We start from the raw sequence: 16,025 nt of genomic DNA on the forward strand, positions 1-16,025 counted from the left end.
TCTGTCCGACTATTCTTCACATGCTGTCGGAGTTTTCATGATTGCGTGTGCACTGCGGATGCTCGCAAGTCCCTTCCGCGATATATACTGCGCGCCATTCTTCAAGGGAGAGCCGTGTGGCCATCGATATTCACTGGATCTGCGACAACGATAGCCTCGGCCAGCATTGCGCCGAATGGCAGCAGTTGCCATTCGTCGCCCTCGACACCGAGTTCATGCGGGTCGACACCTTTTATCCCATTGCCGGGCTGATCCAGATCGGTGATGGCGTTCGCGCTTACCTGATCGACCCCCTGACCATCGACAACTGGCAACCGCTGGCGGCGTTGCTGGAAAACCCGGCCGTGATCAAAGTGGTCCACGCCTGCAGTGAAGACCTGGAAGTGTTGCTGCGCCTGACTGGCAGCCTGCCAGTGCCGTTGTTCGACACCCAACTGGCCGCGGCTTACCTGAACCTCGGCTTCTCCATGGGCTATTCGCGCCTGGTGCAAGCCGTGCTCGATATCGACTTGCCCAAGGGCGAAACCCGCTCGGACTGGCTGCAGCGCCCGTTGTCCGAGACCCAGGTGAGCTACGCCGCCGAAGATGCGGTCCACTTGGCCGAGGTCTTCATTCGCCTGCGCCCGCGGCTGTCGGACGACAAGTACGCCTGGGTGCTGGAAGACGGTGCCGAACTGGTGGCCAACCTGCGCCGCGAAGTCGACCCTTACGAGGTGTACCGCGAGGCCAAGCTGGCGTGGAAACTGTCCCGTGCCCAACTCGCCGTGCTGCGTGAACTGTGCGCCTGGCGCGAGCAGCAAGCGCGTGCCCGTGACCTGCCGCGCAATCGCATCATTCGTGAACACTCGCTGTGGCCCCTGGCCAAATCCCAGCCGGATAACCTCGTCGCCCTGGGCAAAATCGAAGACATGCACCCGCGTACCGTGCGTCAGGATGGCCAGTTTCTGCTGGACCTGATCAAGCGCGCCGGCAGCGTGTCCATGGACCAATGGCCGCCCGCCGTGGCTGAACCGCTGCCGGTGGACGCCGCGACGCTGATCAAGCACCTGCGCGCCTTGGGCCAGGCGCAAGCCGAACGTCTGGAGATGGCGCCGGAACTGATGCTGCGCAAGAAAACCCTCGAAGCCCTGGTCAAAAGTGGCTACCCCGACGGGCCTTACCAATTGCCAGACTCGCTGCGTGGCTGGCGCCGCGAGTTGATGGGCCAGGCGCTGCTCGACAGCCTGGCCACTGCCGGAGAACAGCCTTGAAACGTATTTGCTCCATCTATCGCAGCTTGAAACGCAACGAAATGTATCTCTACGTGCTGAAAAGCGATGCCCTGGAGCGCGTGCCGGAACCCTTGATGGAAGCCTTCGGCAAGGCCCATCACGCCTTCGACATGGTGCTGACGCCCGAGCGCAAGCTGTCGCGCGAGGACATCGCAGTGGTCCTGGAAAACCTCGAAAAGCAGGGCTACCACCTGCAAATGCCACCGGCCGAGGACGAGTACATCGAACACTTGCCCGAAGAGCTGCTGCGCCGCAACGACCCGATGTGATCGTGGCGTGCCCTGCCCGGGGCGCATTCTTTTCCATGGAATCGTATTAATGGATGGTGGCCGTAAGGATGCGGGCGGCCGTCCGCATTGTTTTTGAAAGGTTTGCACCATGCGTGTTCTGATTGCTGAACAGGATCACCCGCTCTACGCCCGGTTGCTGAGCGAAGCGGCCCCGGACCTCGAGGTGTTGACCAGCGGCGACTCGGCCGAACTCTCGCGCCTGGCCGCCGATTGCCCGGTGTGGCTCGGCCAGCCGGACCTGCTCGCCACCCTGTTGCGCCAGGGGCACCAGCCGCAGTGGCTGCAATCGACCTGGGCCGGCATCACGCCGCTGCTGGCCGACGGCCTGCCCCGCGACTATCGCTTGACCCGTGCGGTGGGGATTTTTGGCCAGGTCATGGCGGAATTTATCCTCACCTACATGCTCGGCCATGAACGCGAAGTCTTGGCGCGCCTGGTCAGCCAGGTCGAGCGCAAGTGGGACAACCGCATGGGCCAGAGCCTGGCGGGGCGCACGGTGCTGATCGTCGGCTGCGGTGATATCGGCCAGCGCGTGGCGCAGTTCCTCGTGCCGTTTGGCGTCAAGCTGTACGGCATCGCCAGCCAGGCGCGCGAGCAGGCGCCGTTTGTCGAAGTGGCCGCGCTCGATCAGCTCGGCCGGCTGGTGGGCGAAGCGGACTACGTGATCAACCTGTTGCCCAACACGCCGAACACCCACGACCTGTACGACGCGGCGCTGTTCAAGCAATTCAAGCCGAGCGGGTTGTTTATCAACGTCGGCCGCGGTGTCGCGGTGGTTGATGCGGATCTGGTCGAAGCGTTGAAAGAAGGGCACCTGGCTGGCGCGGTGATCGACGTGTGCCGCCAGGAACCGTTGCCGCAGCGCCACCCGTTCTGGACCGCCTGGGGCTTGCTGCTGACCGGGCACAGCTCGGCGCCGACCTCGCCATCGATGATGGTGCAACTGTTTCTGGAAAACGTGCGCGCCTACCAGGCCAAGCAAGTGTTGCGCGGTGAAGTGGATTTCGAGCGCGGCTACTGACACCGCGTCGAACCACAGGTGGGGGCTGGCGAGCCAGCTCCCACGTCAGTCCTAGAGACTGAAATCGCCTTGCGAAACCAGCTCGCTCAACGGCTTGCGCGGGCTTGGGGTCTCACGGCCTTGCAGGTACTCGGGCAAGCTCGACTTGTCGCCCAGCTTGCCAATCGCGACCGCCGCATGCAGCGCATAACCCTCGGGAATCTTCAGCTCTTTGCGCGTCAGCGCCTGATCGAAGCCGGCCATGCCATGGCTGTGCCAGCCGCTGAGGCTGGCCTGCAGCGCGAGGTAGCCCCAGGCCGAACCGGTGTCGAAGGTGTGCCACAGCGCCGGGGTTTCTTCGCTGGCGCCGGGGGCGATGAAGTCGGTTTTCGAGGCGATGATCACCAGGGCCGACGCATGCTGCGCCCAGTTGCGGTTGAATTCGTTCAACAGACCGAGGAAACGTTCCCAGTCCGGCGTGTCACGGCGCGCATAGAGAAAACGCCAGGGCTGCGAGTTGTAGGCCGATGGCGCCCAGCGCGCGGCTTCGAAAAAACTCAGCAGGGTTTCCTGCGGGATGCTCTCGCCGGTAAAGGCGCGAGGCGACCAGCGCTCAGTGAACTGGGGGTTGATCGGGTAATCGGCAGCGCGGGGGTTGGTGCTCATGGGCAGTTCCTGATCGTCAATTCGGCGCTCAAAGCTACTGCGCTCCCACTAGACTGACAAGTCTTGCAACACCGCCAGTCGTAAGCGCTTGGCCCCAGTGGCCTTGGGCACTAGACTGGCGGCCTTTTCACCCACCGATACCGATGTAGAGCCATGGCCGCCAAAGTCGAACCTTTCTGGATACGCAAAACCCTTGAACACCTCGATCAGGAGGAGTGGGAGTCGTTGTGCGACGGCTGTGGCCTGTGCTGCCTGCAAAAGCTCGAGGATGAAGACGACAACAGCGTCTATTACACGCGCATCGCCTGCAAACTGCTCGACCTGAAAACCTGCCAGTGTACCGATTACCCCAACCGCCGCGCGTCGGTGCCCGACTGCATCCAGCTCACCCCGGGCCAAGCCGACCAGTTCAAGTGGTTGCCGCCCACCTGCGGTTACCGCCTGGTCAGCGAGCGCAAGGACTTGCCGCTGTGGCATCACCTGGTCTGCGGCGACCGTGACGCCGTGCATCACGAACGCATTTCCCAGTCCGGACGCATGCTCCGCGAAGGCAGCGTGCCCGAAGAAGACTGGGAGGATTACCTGATCTTCCGCGCTGGCTGAACAAGGAGCGAGTATGAAGGGCCTGACCCGGCTGGCGGCCAGCCTGGTGTTGCTGGCGCTGAGCACACCGGCGTGGTGCGCGAAGAAAGTCGACCTGGACTATCACGTCAAACTGCTGCCCCAGAGCGATCAGGCTGAGGTGCGCGTGAGTCTGTCCCAGGGTTCGGCGGTGCGCAGCCTGGATTTCGAGCTGGGTCGCGACGGTGACTACAGCGATTTCAAGGCCGATGGCCAATGGAAAGTCAGTGGCCATCGCGGCCTTTGGCAACCCAGCGCCGACAAGGCCAGCCTGACCTACCGTGTACGCCTCAGCCATGCGCGCAAGCCGGGTATCTATGAAACGCGCATGACGCCGGATTGGGCGCTGTTTCGCGGGGAAGACCTGGTGCCGACCGCGCACCTCGACCAGCAGGACGGCGTCGAGCTGGTCTCGCGCCTGGTGTTCGAGCTGCCGACGGGCTGGAAAAGCGTCGAAACCGCCTGGCCGCGTATCGGCAAGCACACCTTCCGGATCAACAACGTCTCGCGCCTGTTCGACCGGCCCACCGGCTGGATGCTCGCCGGTAACCTCGGCAGCCGCCGTGTGCGCCTGGGCGAAACCGACGTCACCGTGACCTCGCCCAAGGGCCAGGCCATGCGCCGTATGGACGTGCTGACGTTGCTGACTTTCGTCTGGCCGCAGGTGGAAGCCGCGTTCCCGCGTCACCCCGCCAAGCTATTGATTGTCGGCGCCAGCGACCCGATGCGCCGTGGCGCCTTCTCGGCGCGCGACTCGGTCTACCTCAACAGCCGCACGCCGCTGGTCAGTGAAAACGGCAGCAGCCCGTTGATCCGCGAAGTGGTGCATGCCATCGGCCGCTTCAGTGACCATGATGCCAGCGACTGGATCAGCGAAGGCCTGGCGGAGTATTACGCGATCGAACTGTTGCGCCGTGGCGGCGGGATCACCGATGAGCGCTATGCGGCGATACAGGCGCGGTTGACCCGCGAAGGCAAGAACGTCACCAGCCTGCGTGGCGAGCACGTCAGCGGCGCAACCGTGGCGCGGGCAGTGGTGGTGATGCAGGAGCTGGATCGCGAGATCCGCGTGAAAACCCACAACAAGCGCTCGCTGGATGATCTCGCGCAAGTGGTGATGCGGGCGAACAGCGTCAGCACCCCAGAGTTTGTGCGACTGGCCCAGAGCATTATCGGCGAGTCGTCGGTGGTGCTGGACTCCAAGCTGTTGCGCTGACCCAGAATAAAGGTGGGAGCAAGCCGCCTCCCACATCTGGATCAGCAACAGGCAGAAGACTTGGCTCAGCCGGTGGTTTTTGTGGCCTTTTCGGCCCCCGCTTGCGCCTTGGTCTTCAGGTTCTTCAACTCGTCACCGGCCCGCTCGATTTTCGTGCGCAGGCTGTTCATTTCCTGGCGACCTTGTTCCAGCTTGTCCTTGAGCGAACTGTGCCCGGTAAACCCACGCGTCAGCGCCACGCCGCCAATCGCCACCTGGAGCAGCCCGAAAATCCCGCCACGGCGCAGGCCTTTGCCGACCATGATCACGCCGCCGGCCACCGAGCCGATGCGCTCCCAGCCGTGTACGTTCTGCGTGGGGCGGGCCTGGCGTGGGGTGGATTCAATGACAGGTCGCAGGGTTTTGCTGTCGCTCATGATCGGTCTCCAACAAGGGCTAGTGATACGCAACTGACTGTGTGCAGGCGCCGGATGTTCCCGGCAACTCAGTATTTGGGCCCCGAGCGGGTGTTATTGCCCTTGGCCAGGCGGTCGTAGAGCACCACGTTGACGGTGGCGGCGAGGTTCATGCAGCCGGTGGTCGGGATGTACACCACGTCTTCACACCAGTCGCGAATCTCTTTGTCGAGGGAGCCGTCCTCGGGGCCGAAGATGTACAGCGCGCGGTCGGGGTGGGTGTATTCGGGCAGCGGGCGGGCGCCGTCCACCAGTTCGACGGCGACCGGGATGCAGCCCAGCGGCAGGATTTTTCTCAGGTCATCGATGCCGATCAGCGGAATGTCGTGGTGGACCTTCTTGGTGTCGGTGATGAAATCCCGGGCGCGCTCGTAGCGTTTGCCGGTGTAGAACACCGAGGCCACGCCGTAGCAACCGGCGGCGCGCATCACCGAACCGACGTTTTCGGGGGATTTGGGGTTATACAGACCGATGCAGCTGTAGCGTTTATTGCCCACGGGGAAGGGTGCCTTGGAGAAAAGCGGCGATTATACGGGGATTGGTCGGGCTGTGGTCGCTATCGAGCGCTGCGCCGCTGGCACTGCTGCCTTCGCGAGTAAGCCCGCTCCCACATTGGCCCGTGTCCATGCTCTGGAATGCGGTCAAGGGTAGGAGCGGGCTTGCCCGCGAAGAGGGCGGGGCAGCCCGCGTGCAACTTCAGTCGTCTTTCTTCATCAACCCTGCCAACGCCGCGAACGGGTTGTGCGTGGCCTTGGCGATCGTCGGGCTGCTGGTGGAGCCTTCGCCGAAGTACTGCTGGTCGGTGTAGCGCGAGTGCTCGTTGTCGTGGCAGTACAGGCACAGCAACTCCCAGTTGGACCCATCCTGGGGATTGTCGTCATGGTTGTGGTTGCGGTGGTGTACGGTCAGTTCGCTCAGGCGCTTGCCGGCGAACTCACGGGCGCAGCGGCCGCACACGTGGGGGTACATTTTCAGGGCTTTGTCGCGGTAGCCCATTTCCCGGTCGCGCTGGGCATCGGCGAGGATGCGGTCGAGCTTGGCGGTGTGGGAGGGCGGGTTGGTCGAGCTCATCATGGCTCCTGTCTTCGGGTGGGTCACGGATAGGGTTGATTCTAGCCAATCGCGGCGCAATTAGCCCTTGAGCTTTTCCGCAATCCAGATGGTGTGCCGCGTGCCCTTGTTGCCATGGGCGAACACTTGCACTTCCTCGGCCTTGAAACCGGCCTTGCGCAGTTTGTCGCTGAACAGCTTGTCGGCGCTGGCCGACCACACCGCAAGTACGCCCTTGGGGCGCAGGGCCTTGGCGCAGGCGGCCAGGCCACCGGCGGAGTAGAGCCAACTGTTGGCTTTTTGCGTAAGGCCTTCGGGGCCGTTGTCCACGTCGAGCATGATCGCATCAAAGCCCTGGGGCTCGGCTTGCAGCACCTTGGCCACGTCTTCCATGCGGACCACGGTGCGCGGGTCAAGCAGCGGGCGCCCGGCCTTTTCGCCCAAAGGGCCACGGTTCCATTCCACGACACCGGGCACCAGTTCTGCCCCCCCCACTTCGGCGGTCTTGCCCAGGTGCTTGAGGGCCGACGCGAGGGTGAACCCCATGCCCAGCCCGCCGATCAATACCCGCGAACCGGGGCGGCCGGCGACTTTGCGACAAGGGATTTCTGCCAGCGCGTCTTCGGAGCCGTGCATGCGCGTGTTCATCAACTGGCCGCCGTCGCCGCCCTGGATCTTGATGACAAAGTCCTCGCCGTATTCGAACAGGCACAAGGCACCGCCGTTGTCGGGGATCGGGGTGGTGTCCAGCAGAACGAAACGTTTCATGGAGATCTCATTGGGAAGGGCATTCTTGCGCGGTTGGGAGTAGCCTTACGACATTCCGGTCAGGCCATGGAGCCATCGATGAAGTGCAGCATTCTAACGGTCATTGTGTTGGGCGCGCTCACATTGGGTGTGGCGCAGGCTCAGGAGTTGCAAACCGTACCGGTCGCGCCGGCGCCAACCCCAGGCGCGCCGGGCACCCCCACCCCGACGCTGTATCCGCAAGTCACTCCGCCGGCGGTGCCCAAGACGAACGGCTCGCCGCCGCTGGTGCCTATTGTGTTACCTGCGCCACCGAAGGACCAGACGGTCCCCGGCGTGCCACCGAACGACAGCAAACCGAAGACACCCGGCGGTTAACCGCGTCGAGCGCTCCAGCGTTCAGACAGGACCGCTAAACCAGCCCCAGCGCCTTGAACACAAATGCATATTCGAGCGCTACGTCACGTAATCCCTGGTAACGCCCGCTCATGCCGCCATGGCCGGCCCCCAGTTCGGTCTTGAGCAGCAGCAGGTTGTCGTCCGTCTTGGTGTCGCGCAGCTTGGCCACCCACTTGGCCGCTTCCCAGTATTGCACGCGGCTGTCGTTGTAGCCGGCGATCACCAGCAGGGCCGGGTAGGCCTGGGCGCGCACGTTCTCATACGGCGCATACGCCTTGATGCGCGCATAGACCTCGGGCTCCTGCGGGTTGCCCCACTCGTCGTACTCGGTGACGGTCAGCGGCAGGTCGGGGTCGAGCATGGTGTTGAGCACGTCGACGAACGGCACTTCGGCAATCGCCGCCTGGAACAGTTCCGGACGCTGGTTGAGCACCGCGCCGATCAACAGGCCACCGGCACTGCCGCCGCTGATCACCAGCTGTTTGGCGCAGGTCAAACCCTGTGCGATCAGGTGTTCGGCACAGGCGATAAAGTCGCTGAACGTGTTCTGCTTGTGTTCTTGTTTGCCATTGCGATACCAGGCTTCGCCCAGCTCGCCGCCGCCGCGTACATGCGCAATGGCAAACGCGACGCCACGGTCCAGCAGGCTCAGGCGCGCGTGGGAGAACCACGGATCGAGGCTCTGGCCGTAGGCGCCATAGCCGTAGAGGTACAGCGGCGTCGGTTTGCCAAGCTGGTCGCGCTTGACCACCAGGCTGATCGGCACCTGGGTACCATCGGCGGAGGTTGCCCACAAACGCTGGCTGACGTAATCGTCGGCGTTGAAGACGCCGAGTACCGGCGTTTCCTTGAGCACCTGTTGCGCGCCGCTGGCCAGTTCCAACTGGCGCACCTGGGCCGGACGGTTCAGGGCTTCATAGCGCAGGCGGATCTTGTCGCTGGGGAATTCCAGGCTGTTTTGTACGTAGAGGCTGTAGGCAGCGTCAGGCAATTCCACACGATAGGTCGGTAGACCCTGGGGATGCACTTCGATGACCGGCAGGCCGCCTATGCGCAGGCTCAAGGTCATGGCGCCGGCATTCAGGCTCACGCCGTCGAGCATCACCTCATCGCTGTGGGGGATCAGGTTTTTCCAGTCGGCCTGGGTCGGCACGCGGCCGGTGTCGGCGGCGACGAACAGGGCGTAGTTGATGCCGTCGCGGTTGCTGCGGATGAACCAGGTCCACGCGCCGTCGAGCTGGCCGTGGTCGACGTCGTACTCGTGGTCTTCGACCCGTGGCGCCAGGCAGGTGAAGTCCAGGTGCGGCTGGTCGGCGTCCAGCGCCCAGATTTCACTGGTGGTCTTGCTGCCCAGGGCCACCAGCAACTGGCGCTCGGAGCTGGAACGGTAGCAGTGCAGGAAGAAACGCCCGTCGGTCTCGTGGAACACTTCCTGCGCGGCGGTGCCGTCCAGGCGATAGCGGTAGAGTTTGTGCGGACGATGGGTATCGTCCAGTTCGCCGAAAAACAGGGTCAGGCTGTCATTGGCCCAGGTCATGCTGCCGTCGCAGTTATCGAACGCCAGTTCGCTGACTTTGTTGGTGGCCAATTCCTTCACATATAGGGTGTAGATCTCTTCGCCATTGGTATCGAGGCTGTAGGCCAGGCGCTGATGGTCGGGGCTGATGCTGAACGCACCGAGGGAGAAAAAGCCGCCGTTGGCCAGCACGTTGGGGTCGAGCAACAGCTCCTCGCTGCTGTCATCCACCTGGTTGCTGTCGTCGGCCGGGCGCCGGCAGCGGTAGTGGCGGGCGTATTCGTCGCCGGCGGTGGTGCGCGTGTAATACAGGTACGGGCCCCAGGGGGAGGGCAGCGACAGGTCGGTTTCGAGGATACGGCCCTTGATCTCTTCGAACAGGGTTTCACGCAGCGCCTGTTGCCCGGCGAGTTGGGCTTCCTGCCAGGCGTTTTCGGCTTTCAGGTAATCCATCACTTCTGCGCTGTCACGTACTTGCAGCCAGGCGTAAGGGTCCTGGCCTGGGGCCTTGCGGGCAATCGGGGCGGCAGTGATGGGGGTCGATGGCGGCATGGAGCACTCTCTGTCTGGCGGATGGTGGCAGGCATTGCAGCCGCGACACGCAAAAGCCGTTATCATAGCGGCCTGTTTGCCTACCTTGCCATGGACACCATGACCGAGAACGATTATCTGACCGCTTGGGGCCTTTACGCCTTCGCCGCTTTGGGCTGCCTGTTGGTGTGGTGGCGCATGACCCGCTGGATCTGGCGCTGGTTGCGCGAGCCACTGCAATTGCTGATGGCCGTGCTGCTGTTGAGCCCGACCATCGTCGACCCGGTCAAGACCCAGTTCGCGCCGGCCGTGGCGATTACTGCGCTGGACCTGGTGCTCAAGGTCGGCAACAACGCCTGGCGGGCCGTCTCCGACTTGTTCATGTACACGATGATCGCCTTTGGTGTGTACCTCGTGTTTGTGTTGATCCGCTGGCCCATCGAGCGCGCCGCCAATGCCCGCCGTGAGCGCAAGGCCGCCGCTGATGCCGCCTTGGCCGCCGAGCCCGAAGACGATGACGAGCCGTTCCGTCGCCCGGCGCCTGTGGGCGGTATGCGGGTCGAGCCGCGCCTTTAACGTTGTCTGCCCTGCAGCGAGAGCCCTGGCATGTGTGAATTATTGGGCATGAGTGCCAACGTCCCCACCGATATCGTGTTCAGCTTTACCGGGCTGATGCAGCGCGGTGGGCGTACCGGCCCCCACCGCGATGGTTGGGGCATCGCGTTCTATGAAGGTCGTGGCCTGCGCCTGTTCCAGGACCCGGCCGCGAGCAGCGAATCGGAAGTCGCGCGGCTGGTGCAGCGTTATCCCATCAAAAGTGAAGTGGTGATTGGCCATATCCGCCAGGCCAACGTGGGCAAGGTGTGTCTGTCCAATACCCACCCGTTCGTGCGCGAGCTGTGGGGGCGTAACTGGTGCTTTGCACACAACGGCCAATTGGCCGACTTCACCCCGCGCGCCACGTTTTACCGGCCGGTGGGCGACACCGACAGCGAAGCGGCGTTCTGCGACCTGCTCAACCGCGTCCGCGAGGCGTTCCCGGAGCCGGTGGAGATCGAACAGATGCTGCCGGACCTGATCGCCGCCTGCACCGAATACCGCAGCAAAGGCGTGTTCAACTGCCTGCTCAGCGACGGCGATTGGTTGTTCTGCTACTGCACGACCAAATTGGCCCAGATCACCCGGCGTGCTCCGTTCGGCCCGGCACGTTTGAAAGATGTCGACGTGATCGTCGATTTCCAGGCCGAAACCACGCCCAACGATGTGGTAACGGTGATCGCCACCGAACCCCTGACCGACAACGAAAACTGGACCCGCTACGAACCGGGCCAGTGGAGCCTGTGGCGGCGCGGTGAATGCGTCAGCCAGGGCATTACCGAGTAAGGAAGTCGACTATGTTGCTCAGCTATCTGCGGTTGGTGTTGTTTGCCATTGGCTTGTTGGTCGGTGTGCAAGTGCCGGGGTTCATCAATGACTACGCCAAGCGCGTCGAAGCCCACCTGATCGAGGCCCAGACCGGCCTGCGCGGCTTTGAATCCACCGCGCAACAGTTCTTCAACGGCGACCTGCAGGCCCTGGTCGCCCACTACCGCGCCAGCGACGACCCGGTGTTTCGCAGCGATGCCAACAGCCTCGGCACGTTGTTGGATCGCCAGTTGGCGCTGGACAAGCAATTCCAGGCCATGCAAGGCCCCTGGTACATTCGCGCATTGCAGGTAGCGGTCGCGGCCGACCCGGCGATCCGCCTGGAAACCTGGAACGGCTACAGCTACCAGATCCTGCTGACCCCCGAAGCCATGGGCTGGGGCCTGGGCGGGGCGATGTTGTTGTCGTTCGGCCTGGAGTGCCTGTTCCGCTTGATCGACTGGGTGGTGCTGGGCGGCAAGCGCCTGCGCCAGAGCCGGCCGATCGAAGAGCGTGATTTGAAAGGGCTGTAGAAAGGCCTGTAATGGTGGGAGGGGGCTTGCTCCCACCGTTTTAATCGCGTTCCTTCAACTTCATGGGGTCGACCTTTATGGGGTGGACACCGTCCCGGACACACGCCAAAAATCGCGCCGTTTCACGATAAGTGTCGCTGGGACGGTGGGATAAGTTGCGAGTCTTGTGTAAAAGATCCCACACTACAAAAAAACAAAGCCTACAGGAGCACTCAGCGTGAGCCGTCTGCTATTGAATTGCGACATCGGCGAAAGCTATGGCAACTGGAACCTGGGTCTGGACGCTGAGGTCATGCCGTTCATTGATTGCGCCAACGTAGCCTGTGGCTTCCATGCCGGCGACCCGAGCATCATGCGCAAGACCGTCGGCCTGGCGCTCAAGCATGGCGTGCTGGTCGGGGCGCACCCGGCGTATCAGGACCTGCAAGGTTTCGGCCGCCGTTCCATGGCCTACACGCCCGAAGAAATCCAAGACCTGTTGCACTACCAGATCGGCGCGCTCGACGGCATTTGCCGCGCCCAGGGCGGACGGGTCAGCTACGTCAAACCCCATGGCGCGATGTACAACGACATGATGGCCAACCCCGCGCAGTTGCGTGCGGTGATCCAGGCCGTTGCCGCTTACGGCGAACTGCCGCTGATGCTGCTGGCCACCCGCGACAACCGTGCGGCCCAGGCGCTGGGCGACGAATACGGTGTGATCTTGTGGTTCGAGGCGTTCGCCGACCGTGCCTACGACAACAAGGGGCACCTGGTTTCCCGCCAATTGCCCGGCGCGGTACACCACGATACCGAAGCCATCATCCAGCAATCCCTGACCATTTCCCGTGGCGAACCCTTGACCGCCAGCGATGGCAGCCCCTTGGTCCTGCGGGCCAATACCTTGTGTGTGCATGGCGATAACGCCAGTTCGGTGGCTTCCGTGCAGCGCATTCGCGAGGCGTTGAAGTGCCAGTGACGCCACGCCTATGGGAGATATCGGGTTACTTGGAAAGGAACCGCATGCCTTCTTCGAGCCCGCGCAAGGTCAGCGGATACATCTGGTCTTCGACCAACTCCCGCACGATCCCGGTCGACGCCGTATAGCCCCAGGTGTCCTTCGGATACGGGTTTATCCAGATCAGCTTCTTGTACTTGGCCATGAAGCGCTGCATCCACACATACCCCGGCTCCTCGTTCCAATGCTCGACGCTGCCGCCGGCCTGGGTGATTTCATACGGCGCCATCGAGGCATCGCCGATAAAGATCACTTTGTAATCGGCGCCATATTTGTGCAGCAAGTCCTGGGTGGAGGTGCGCTCCGACGTGCGGCGCTGGTTGTTCTTCCACACCGACTCGTACACGAAGTTGTGGAAGTAGAAGTATTCCAGGTGCTTGAACTCGGTCTTGCAGGCGGAGAACAGTTCTTCGCAGATCTTCACATGGGCGTCCATCGAGCCGCCGATGTCGAACAGCAACAGCAGCTTGATGGTGTTGCGCCGTTCCGGGCGCATCTGGATATTCAGCAAGCCGGCATCGCGGGCGGTGTGGTCGATGGTGCCGTCGATGTCCAGCTCTTCCGCCGCACCCTGGCGCGCGAACTTGCGCAGGCGGCGCAGGGCGATCTTGATGTTGCGCGTGCCCAGTTCCACCTGATCGTCGAGGTTCTTGTACTCGCGCTGGTCCCAGACTTTCACCGCCTTGCCCTGGCGCTTGCCCGCATCGCCGACGCGGATGCCTTCCGGGTTGTAGCCGCCGGAGCCGAACGGGCTGGTGCCGCCGGTGCCGATCCACTTGTTGCCGCCGGCGTGGCGCTCTTTCTGTTCTTCCAGGCGTTTCTTGAACTCTTCGATCAACTTGTCCAGGCCGCCGAGGGACTGGATCTGCGCGCGTTCTTCGTCGCTCAGCGAGCGTTCGAATTCCTTGCGCAGCCAGTCTTCGGGGATCAGCGCCTGCAGGTGGTCGTCGAGCTTTTCCAGACCGTTGAAATAGGCGCTGAAGGCGCGGTCGAACTTGTCGAAATGGCGTTCGTCCTTGACCAGGATCGCCCGGGCCAAGTAGTAGAACTCGTCCATGTCGGCGAAGATCACCCGCTGTTTCAGGGCGTTGATCAGGTCGAGCAGCTCGCGCACCGACACCGGCACCTTGGCTGCACGCATTTCATTGAACAGGTTGAGCAACATGGCAGGCGCCCTTATCGGTTACCGCGACGGCTCATGAACGCCAGGCGTTCGAGCAATTGCACGTCCTGCTCGTTCTTCACCAGCGCACCGGCCAGGGGCGGGATGGCCTTGGTCGGGTCGCGTTCGCGCAGTACCGCTTCGCCGATATTGTCGGCCATCAGCAGCTTGAGCCAGTCGACCAGTTCGGAGGTGGAGGGCTTTTTCTTCAGGCCCGGCACTTTGCGCACGTCGAAGAACACGTCCAGCGCTTCGCTGACCAGGTCTTTCTTGATGTCGGGGTAATGCACGTCGACGATCTTTTGCAGGGTGGCGCGGTCGGGGAAGGCGATGTAATGGAAGAAGCAGCGGCGCAGGAACGCATCCGGCAGTTCTTTTTCATTGTTGGAGGTAATGATGATGATCGGGCGTTTCTTGGCCTTGATGGTCTCGTCGATTTCGTAGACGTAGAACTCCATCTTGTCGAGTTCTTGCAGCAGGTCGTTGGGGAACTCGATGTCGGCCTTGTCGATTTCGTCGATCAGCAGGATCACCCGTTCCTCGGCCTCGAAGGCTTCCCAGAGCTTGCCCTTCTTCAGGTAGTTGCGCACGTCATGCACCTTGTCCACGCCCAACTGCGAGTCGCGCAGGCGGCTGACCGCATCGTACTCGTACAGGCCCTGGTGGGCCTTGGTGGTGGACTTGATGTGCCAGGTGATCAGCTTGGCGCCGAAGGATTCGGCCAACTGCTCGGCGAGCATGGTCTTGCCGGTGCCCGGCTCGCCCTTGACCAGCAGCGGCCGCTCCAGGGTGATGGCCGCGTTGACGGCCAGTTTCAGGTCATCGGTGGCAACGTAGGCCTGGGTGCCTTCGAACTTCATCGGTCATTCCTCGAATTCATCAATGCCCGACTATACCGTGCGGCCCCGGCGACTGTGAACGCAGACGGGTTATTCAGTCTCTGAATGACCAGTCACGCGTGCGCTCAGTCGATCGAAGGCATGGTCGTTCCCGGGGCTGTTCTGCGGGCTTGTAGGAGATTGACTATTGCGATGTCTCCGACGTTCCTCTGACTGGACGCTTTGGAAGACGAGGCATACCCTTGGGGCTTTCTTCAAGCCGCCTCAAGGACCCGTCATGAGCCGCATTTTTGCAGACAACGCGCACTCCATCGGTAACACGCCTCTGGTTCAGATCAACCGCATCGCACCGCGTGGCGTGACCATCCTGGCCAAGATCGAAGGGCGTAACCCGGGTTATTCGGTGAAGTGTCGCATTGGCGCGAACATGATCTGGGACGCGGAAAGCACCGGCAAACTCAAGCCGGGCATGACCATTGTCGAACCGACCTCGGGCAACACCGGCATCGGCCTGGCGTTCGTCGCCGCGGCCCGTGGCTACAAACTGGTGCTGACCATGCCTGCGTCGATGAGCATCGAGCGCCGCAAAGTGCTCAAGGCCCTGGGCGCCGAGCTGGTGCTGACCGAACCAGCCAAGGGCATGAAGGGCGCAATCGACAAAGCCGCGGAAATCCTCGCCAGCGACCCGGCCACCTACTACATGCCGGCGCAGTTCGAAAACCCGGCCAACCCGGCGATCCACGAAAAAACCACCGGCCCGGAAATCTGGAACGACACCGACGGCGCCGTCGACGTGTTGGTGGCGGGCGTGGGCACCGGCGGCACCATTACCGGGGTGTCGCGCTATATCAAGAACACTGCGGGCAAGCCGATTCTGTCGGTGGCCGTCGAGCCGATCGTCTCGCCGGTGATCACCCAGGCGCTGGCCGGTGAAGAGATCAAGCCGAGCCCGCACAAGATCCAGGGCATCGGCGCCGGGTTCGTGCCGAAGAACCTCGACCTGTCGATGGTCGACCGCGTGGAACTGGTGAGCGACGACGAATCCAAGGCCATGGCCCTGCGCCTGATGCGGGAAGAGGGGATTCTGTGCGGGATCTCCTGCGGCGCGGCGATGGCGGTCGCCGTGCGCCTGGCCGAGAAGCCGGAGATGCAGGGCAAGACCATCGTGGTGATCCTGCCGGACTCCGGCGAGCGCTACCTGTCGAGCATGCTGTTCAGTGATTTGTTTACCGATCAAGAAAACCAGGCTTGATGCAAATCAGCGTGTGAGCGGGGGCCTTATGCATAATTGGCCTACCCTCGCGCCGTTTTAAACGCTGATTGTTGGA

At 62.7% G+C, this 16,025-nt stretch carries 19 protein-coding genes; 11 read left to right on the plus strand and 8 right to left on the minus strand.

Annotation, left to right across the window (positions count from 1 at the left end):
* Positions 1 to 116: 116 nt before the first annotated feature.
* The 3 genes from rnd to INT12_RS15480 all read left to right on the plus strand — a co-directional run bounded on the left by rnd (position 117) and on the right by INT12_RS15480 (position 2,582).
* Complete coding sequence (gene rnd, locus INT12_RS15470) at positions 117 to 1,250, plus strand: ribonuclease D (protein ID WP_169884554.1); 1,134 nt, start codon at positions 117 to 119, stop codon at positions 1,248 to 1,250.
* Positions 1,247 to 1,540 (plus strand): YcgL domain-containing protein, encoded by a 294-nt coding sequence (locus INT12_RS15475; RefSeq protein ID WP_017848744.1) that lies wholly within the window; start codon positions 1,247 to 1,249, stop codon positions 1,538 to 1,540. The genes rnd and INT12_RS15475 overlap by 4 nt, the downstream gene beginning before the upstream one ends.
* Before the next feature lie 109 nt (positions 1,541 to 1,649).
* On the plus strand, positions 1,650 to 2,582 hold the full coding sequence (locus tag INT12_RS15480; RefSeq protein ID WP_017848745.1) for a D-2-hydroxyacid dehydrogenase: 933 nt from the start codon (positions 1,650 to 1,652) through the stop codon (positions 2,580 to 2,582).
* A 51-nt stretch (positions 2,583 to 2,633) separates the two neighbouring features.
* Here the strand turns inward: INT12_RS15480 and INT12_RS15485 are convergent, their stop codons facing one another.
* Complete coding sequence (locus INT12_RS15485; protein WP_017848746.1) at positions 2,634 to 3,227, minus strand: nitroreductase family protein; 594 nt, start codon at positions 3,225 to 3,227, stop codon at positions 2,634 to 2,636.
* A gap of 153 nt (positions 3,228 to 3,380) precedes the next feature.
* Here INT12_RS15485 and INT12_RS15490 point away from each other — a divergent pair, with 153 nt between their 5' ends.
* Positions 3,381 to 3,830 (plus strand): YcgN family cysteine cluster protein, encoded by a 450-nt coding sequence (locus tag INT12_RS15490; protein WP_017848747.1) that lies wholly within the window; start codon positions 3,381 to 3,383, stop codon positions 3,828 to 3,830.
* Positions 3,831 to 3,843: 13 nt separating this feature from the next.
* Positions 3,844 to 5,064 carry a hypothetical protein gene (locus INT12_RS15495; RefSeq protein ID WP_104903755.1) on the plus strand — a complete coding sequence of 407 codons (1,221 nt, stop codon included), beginning with the start codon at positions 3,844 to 3,846 and terminating at the stop codon, positions 5,062 to 5,064.
* Positions 5,065 to 5,129: 65 nt separating this feature from the next.
* Here INT12_RS15495 and INT12_RS15500 read toward each other — a convergent pair whose 3' ends face one another.
* The 4 genes from INT12_RS15500 to INT12_RS15515 all read right to left on the minus strand — a co-directional run bounded on the left by INT12_RS15500 (position 5,130) and on the right by INT12_RS15515 (position 7,337).
* The gene (locus INT12_RS15500) at positions 5,130 to 5,480 is read right to left on the minus strand and encodes a DUF2892 domain-containing protein (protein ID WP_046490402.1); all 351 of its coding nucleotides are present in this window, start codon (positions 5,478 to 5,480) and stop codon (positions 5,130 to 5,132) included.
* Between the two features lie 68 nt (positions 5,481 to 5,548).
* Positions 5,549 to 6,016 (minus strand): RNA methyltransferase, encoded by a 468-nt coding sequence (locus INT12_RS15505; RefSeq protein WP_017848750.1) that lies wholly within the window; start codon positions 6,014 to 6,016, stop codon positions 5,549 to 5,551.
* 199 nt (positions 6,017 to 6,215) lie between these two features.
* On the minus strand, positions 6,216 to 6,590 hold the full coding sequence (locus tag INT12_RS15510; RefSeq protein ID WP_003210675.1) for a YajD family HNH nuclease: 375 nt from the start codon (positions 6,588 to 6,590) through the stop codon (positions 6,216 to 6,218).
* A 60-nt stretch (positions 6,591 to 6,650) separates the two neighbouring features.
* Positions 6,651 to 7,337 (minus strand): hypothetical protein, encoded by a 687-nt coding sequence (locus INT12_RS15515; protein WP_193058908.1) that lies wholly within the window; start codon positions 7,335 to 7,337, stop codon positions 6,651 to 6,653.
* A gap of 78 nt (positions 7,338 to 7,415) precedes the next feature.
* On the opposite strand from INT12_RS15515, the gene INT12_RS15520 reads away from it, so the two are divergent.
* Positions 7,416 to 7,694 (plus strand): hypothetical protein, encoded by a 279-nt coding sequence (locus INT12_RS15520; RefSeq protein WP_017848752.1) that lies wholly within the window; start codon positions 7,416 to 7,418, stop codon positions 7,692 to 7,694.
* Between the two features lie 34 nt (positions 7,695 to 7,728).
* Here the strand turns inward: INT12_RS15520 and INT12_RS15525 are convergent, their stop codons facing one another.
* Positions 7,729 to 9,783: a S9 family peptidase gene (locus INT12_RS15525; protein WP_193040157.1), complete on the minus strand. Its 2,055-nt coding sequence runs from the start codon at positions 9,781 to 9,783 to the stop codon at positions 7,729 to 7,731.
* Positions 9,784 to 9,804: 21 nt separating this feature from the next.
* On the opposite strand from INT12_RS15525, the gene INT12_RS15530 reads away from it, so the two are divergent.
* The 4 genes from INT12_RS15530 (at position 9,805) to INT12_RS15545 (ending at position 12,657) form a co-directional block, all read left to right on the plus strand.
* Positions 9,805 to 10,338 carry a hypothetical protein gene (locus INT12_RS15530; protein WP_017848754.1) on the plus strand — a complete coding sequence of 178 codons (534 nt, stop codon included), beginning with the start codon at positions 9,805 to 9,807 and terminating at the stop codon, positions 10,336 to 10,338.
* Between the two features lie 30 nt (positions 10,339 to 10,368).
* Complete coding sequence (locus tag INT12_RS15535) at positions 10,369 to 11,145, plus strand: class II glutamine amidotransferase (RefSeq protein ID WP_026140241.1); 777 nt, start codon at positions 10,369 to 10,371, stop codon at positions 11,143 to 11,145.
* An 11-nt stretch (positions 11,146 to 11,156) separates the two neighbouring features.
* Positions 11,157 to 11,699 carry a DUF2937 family protein gene (locus INT12_RS15540; RefSeq protein WP_017848756.1) on the plus strand — a complete coding sequence of 181 codons (543 nt, stop codon included), beginning with the start codon at positions 11,157 to 11,159 and terminating at the stop codon, positions 11,697 to 11,699.
* A 217-nt stretch (positions 11,700 to 11,916) separates the two neighbouring features.
* Positions 11,917 to 12,657 carry a 5-oxoprolinase subunit PxpA gene (locus INT12_RS15545; RefSeq protein WP_017848757.1) on the plus strand — a complete coding sequence of 247 codons (741 nt, stop codon included), beginning with the start codon at positions 11,917 to 11,919 and terminating at the stop codon, positions 12,655 to 12,657.
* Between the two features lie 25 nt (positions 12,658 to 12,682).
* Here the strand turns inward: INT12_RS15545 and INT12_RS15550 are convergent, their stop codons facing one another.
* Together INT12_RS15550 and INT12_RS15555 are read right to left on the minus strand one after the other, a co-directional pair.
* On the minus strand, positions 12,683 to 13,861 hold the full coding sequence (locus INT12_RS15550) for a vWA domain-containing protein (RefSeq protein ID WP_046384330.1): 1,179 nt from the start codon (positions 13,859 to 13,861) through the stop codon (positions 12,683 to 12,685).
* Positions 13,862 to 13,872: 11 nt separating this feature from the next.
* Complete coding sequence (locus INT12_RS15555; RefSeq protein WP_017848759.1) at positions 13,873 to 14,718, minus strand: AAA family ATPase; 846 nt, start codon at positions 14,716 to 14,718, stop codon at positions 13,873 to 13,875.
* Between the two features lie 256 nt (positions 14,719 to 14,974).
* Between INT12_RS15555 and cysK the strand changes: the two genes are divergently transcribed.
* A complete protein-coding gene (cysK, locus tag INT12_RS15560) occupies positions 14,975 to 15,949 on the plus strand; it encodes a cysteine synthase A (protein ID WP_017848760.1) in 975 nt (324 codons plus the stop codon).
* Positions 15,950 to 16,025 lie beyond the last annotated feature (76 nt).

The organism is Pseudomonas sp. K8, from assembly GCF_014889455.1.
Taxonomy (GTDB): Bacteria; Pseudomonadota; Gammaproteobacteria; order Pseudomonadales; family Pseudomonadaceae; genus Aquipseudomonas; species Aquipseudomonas veronii.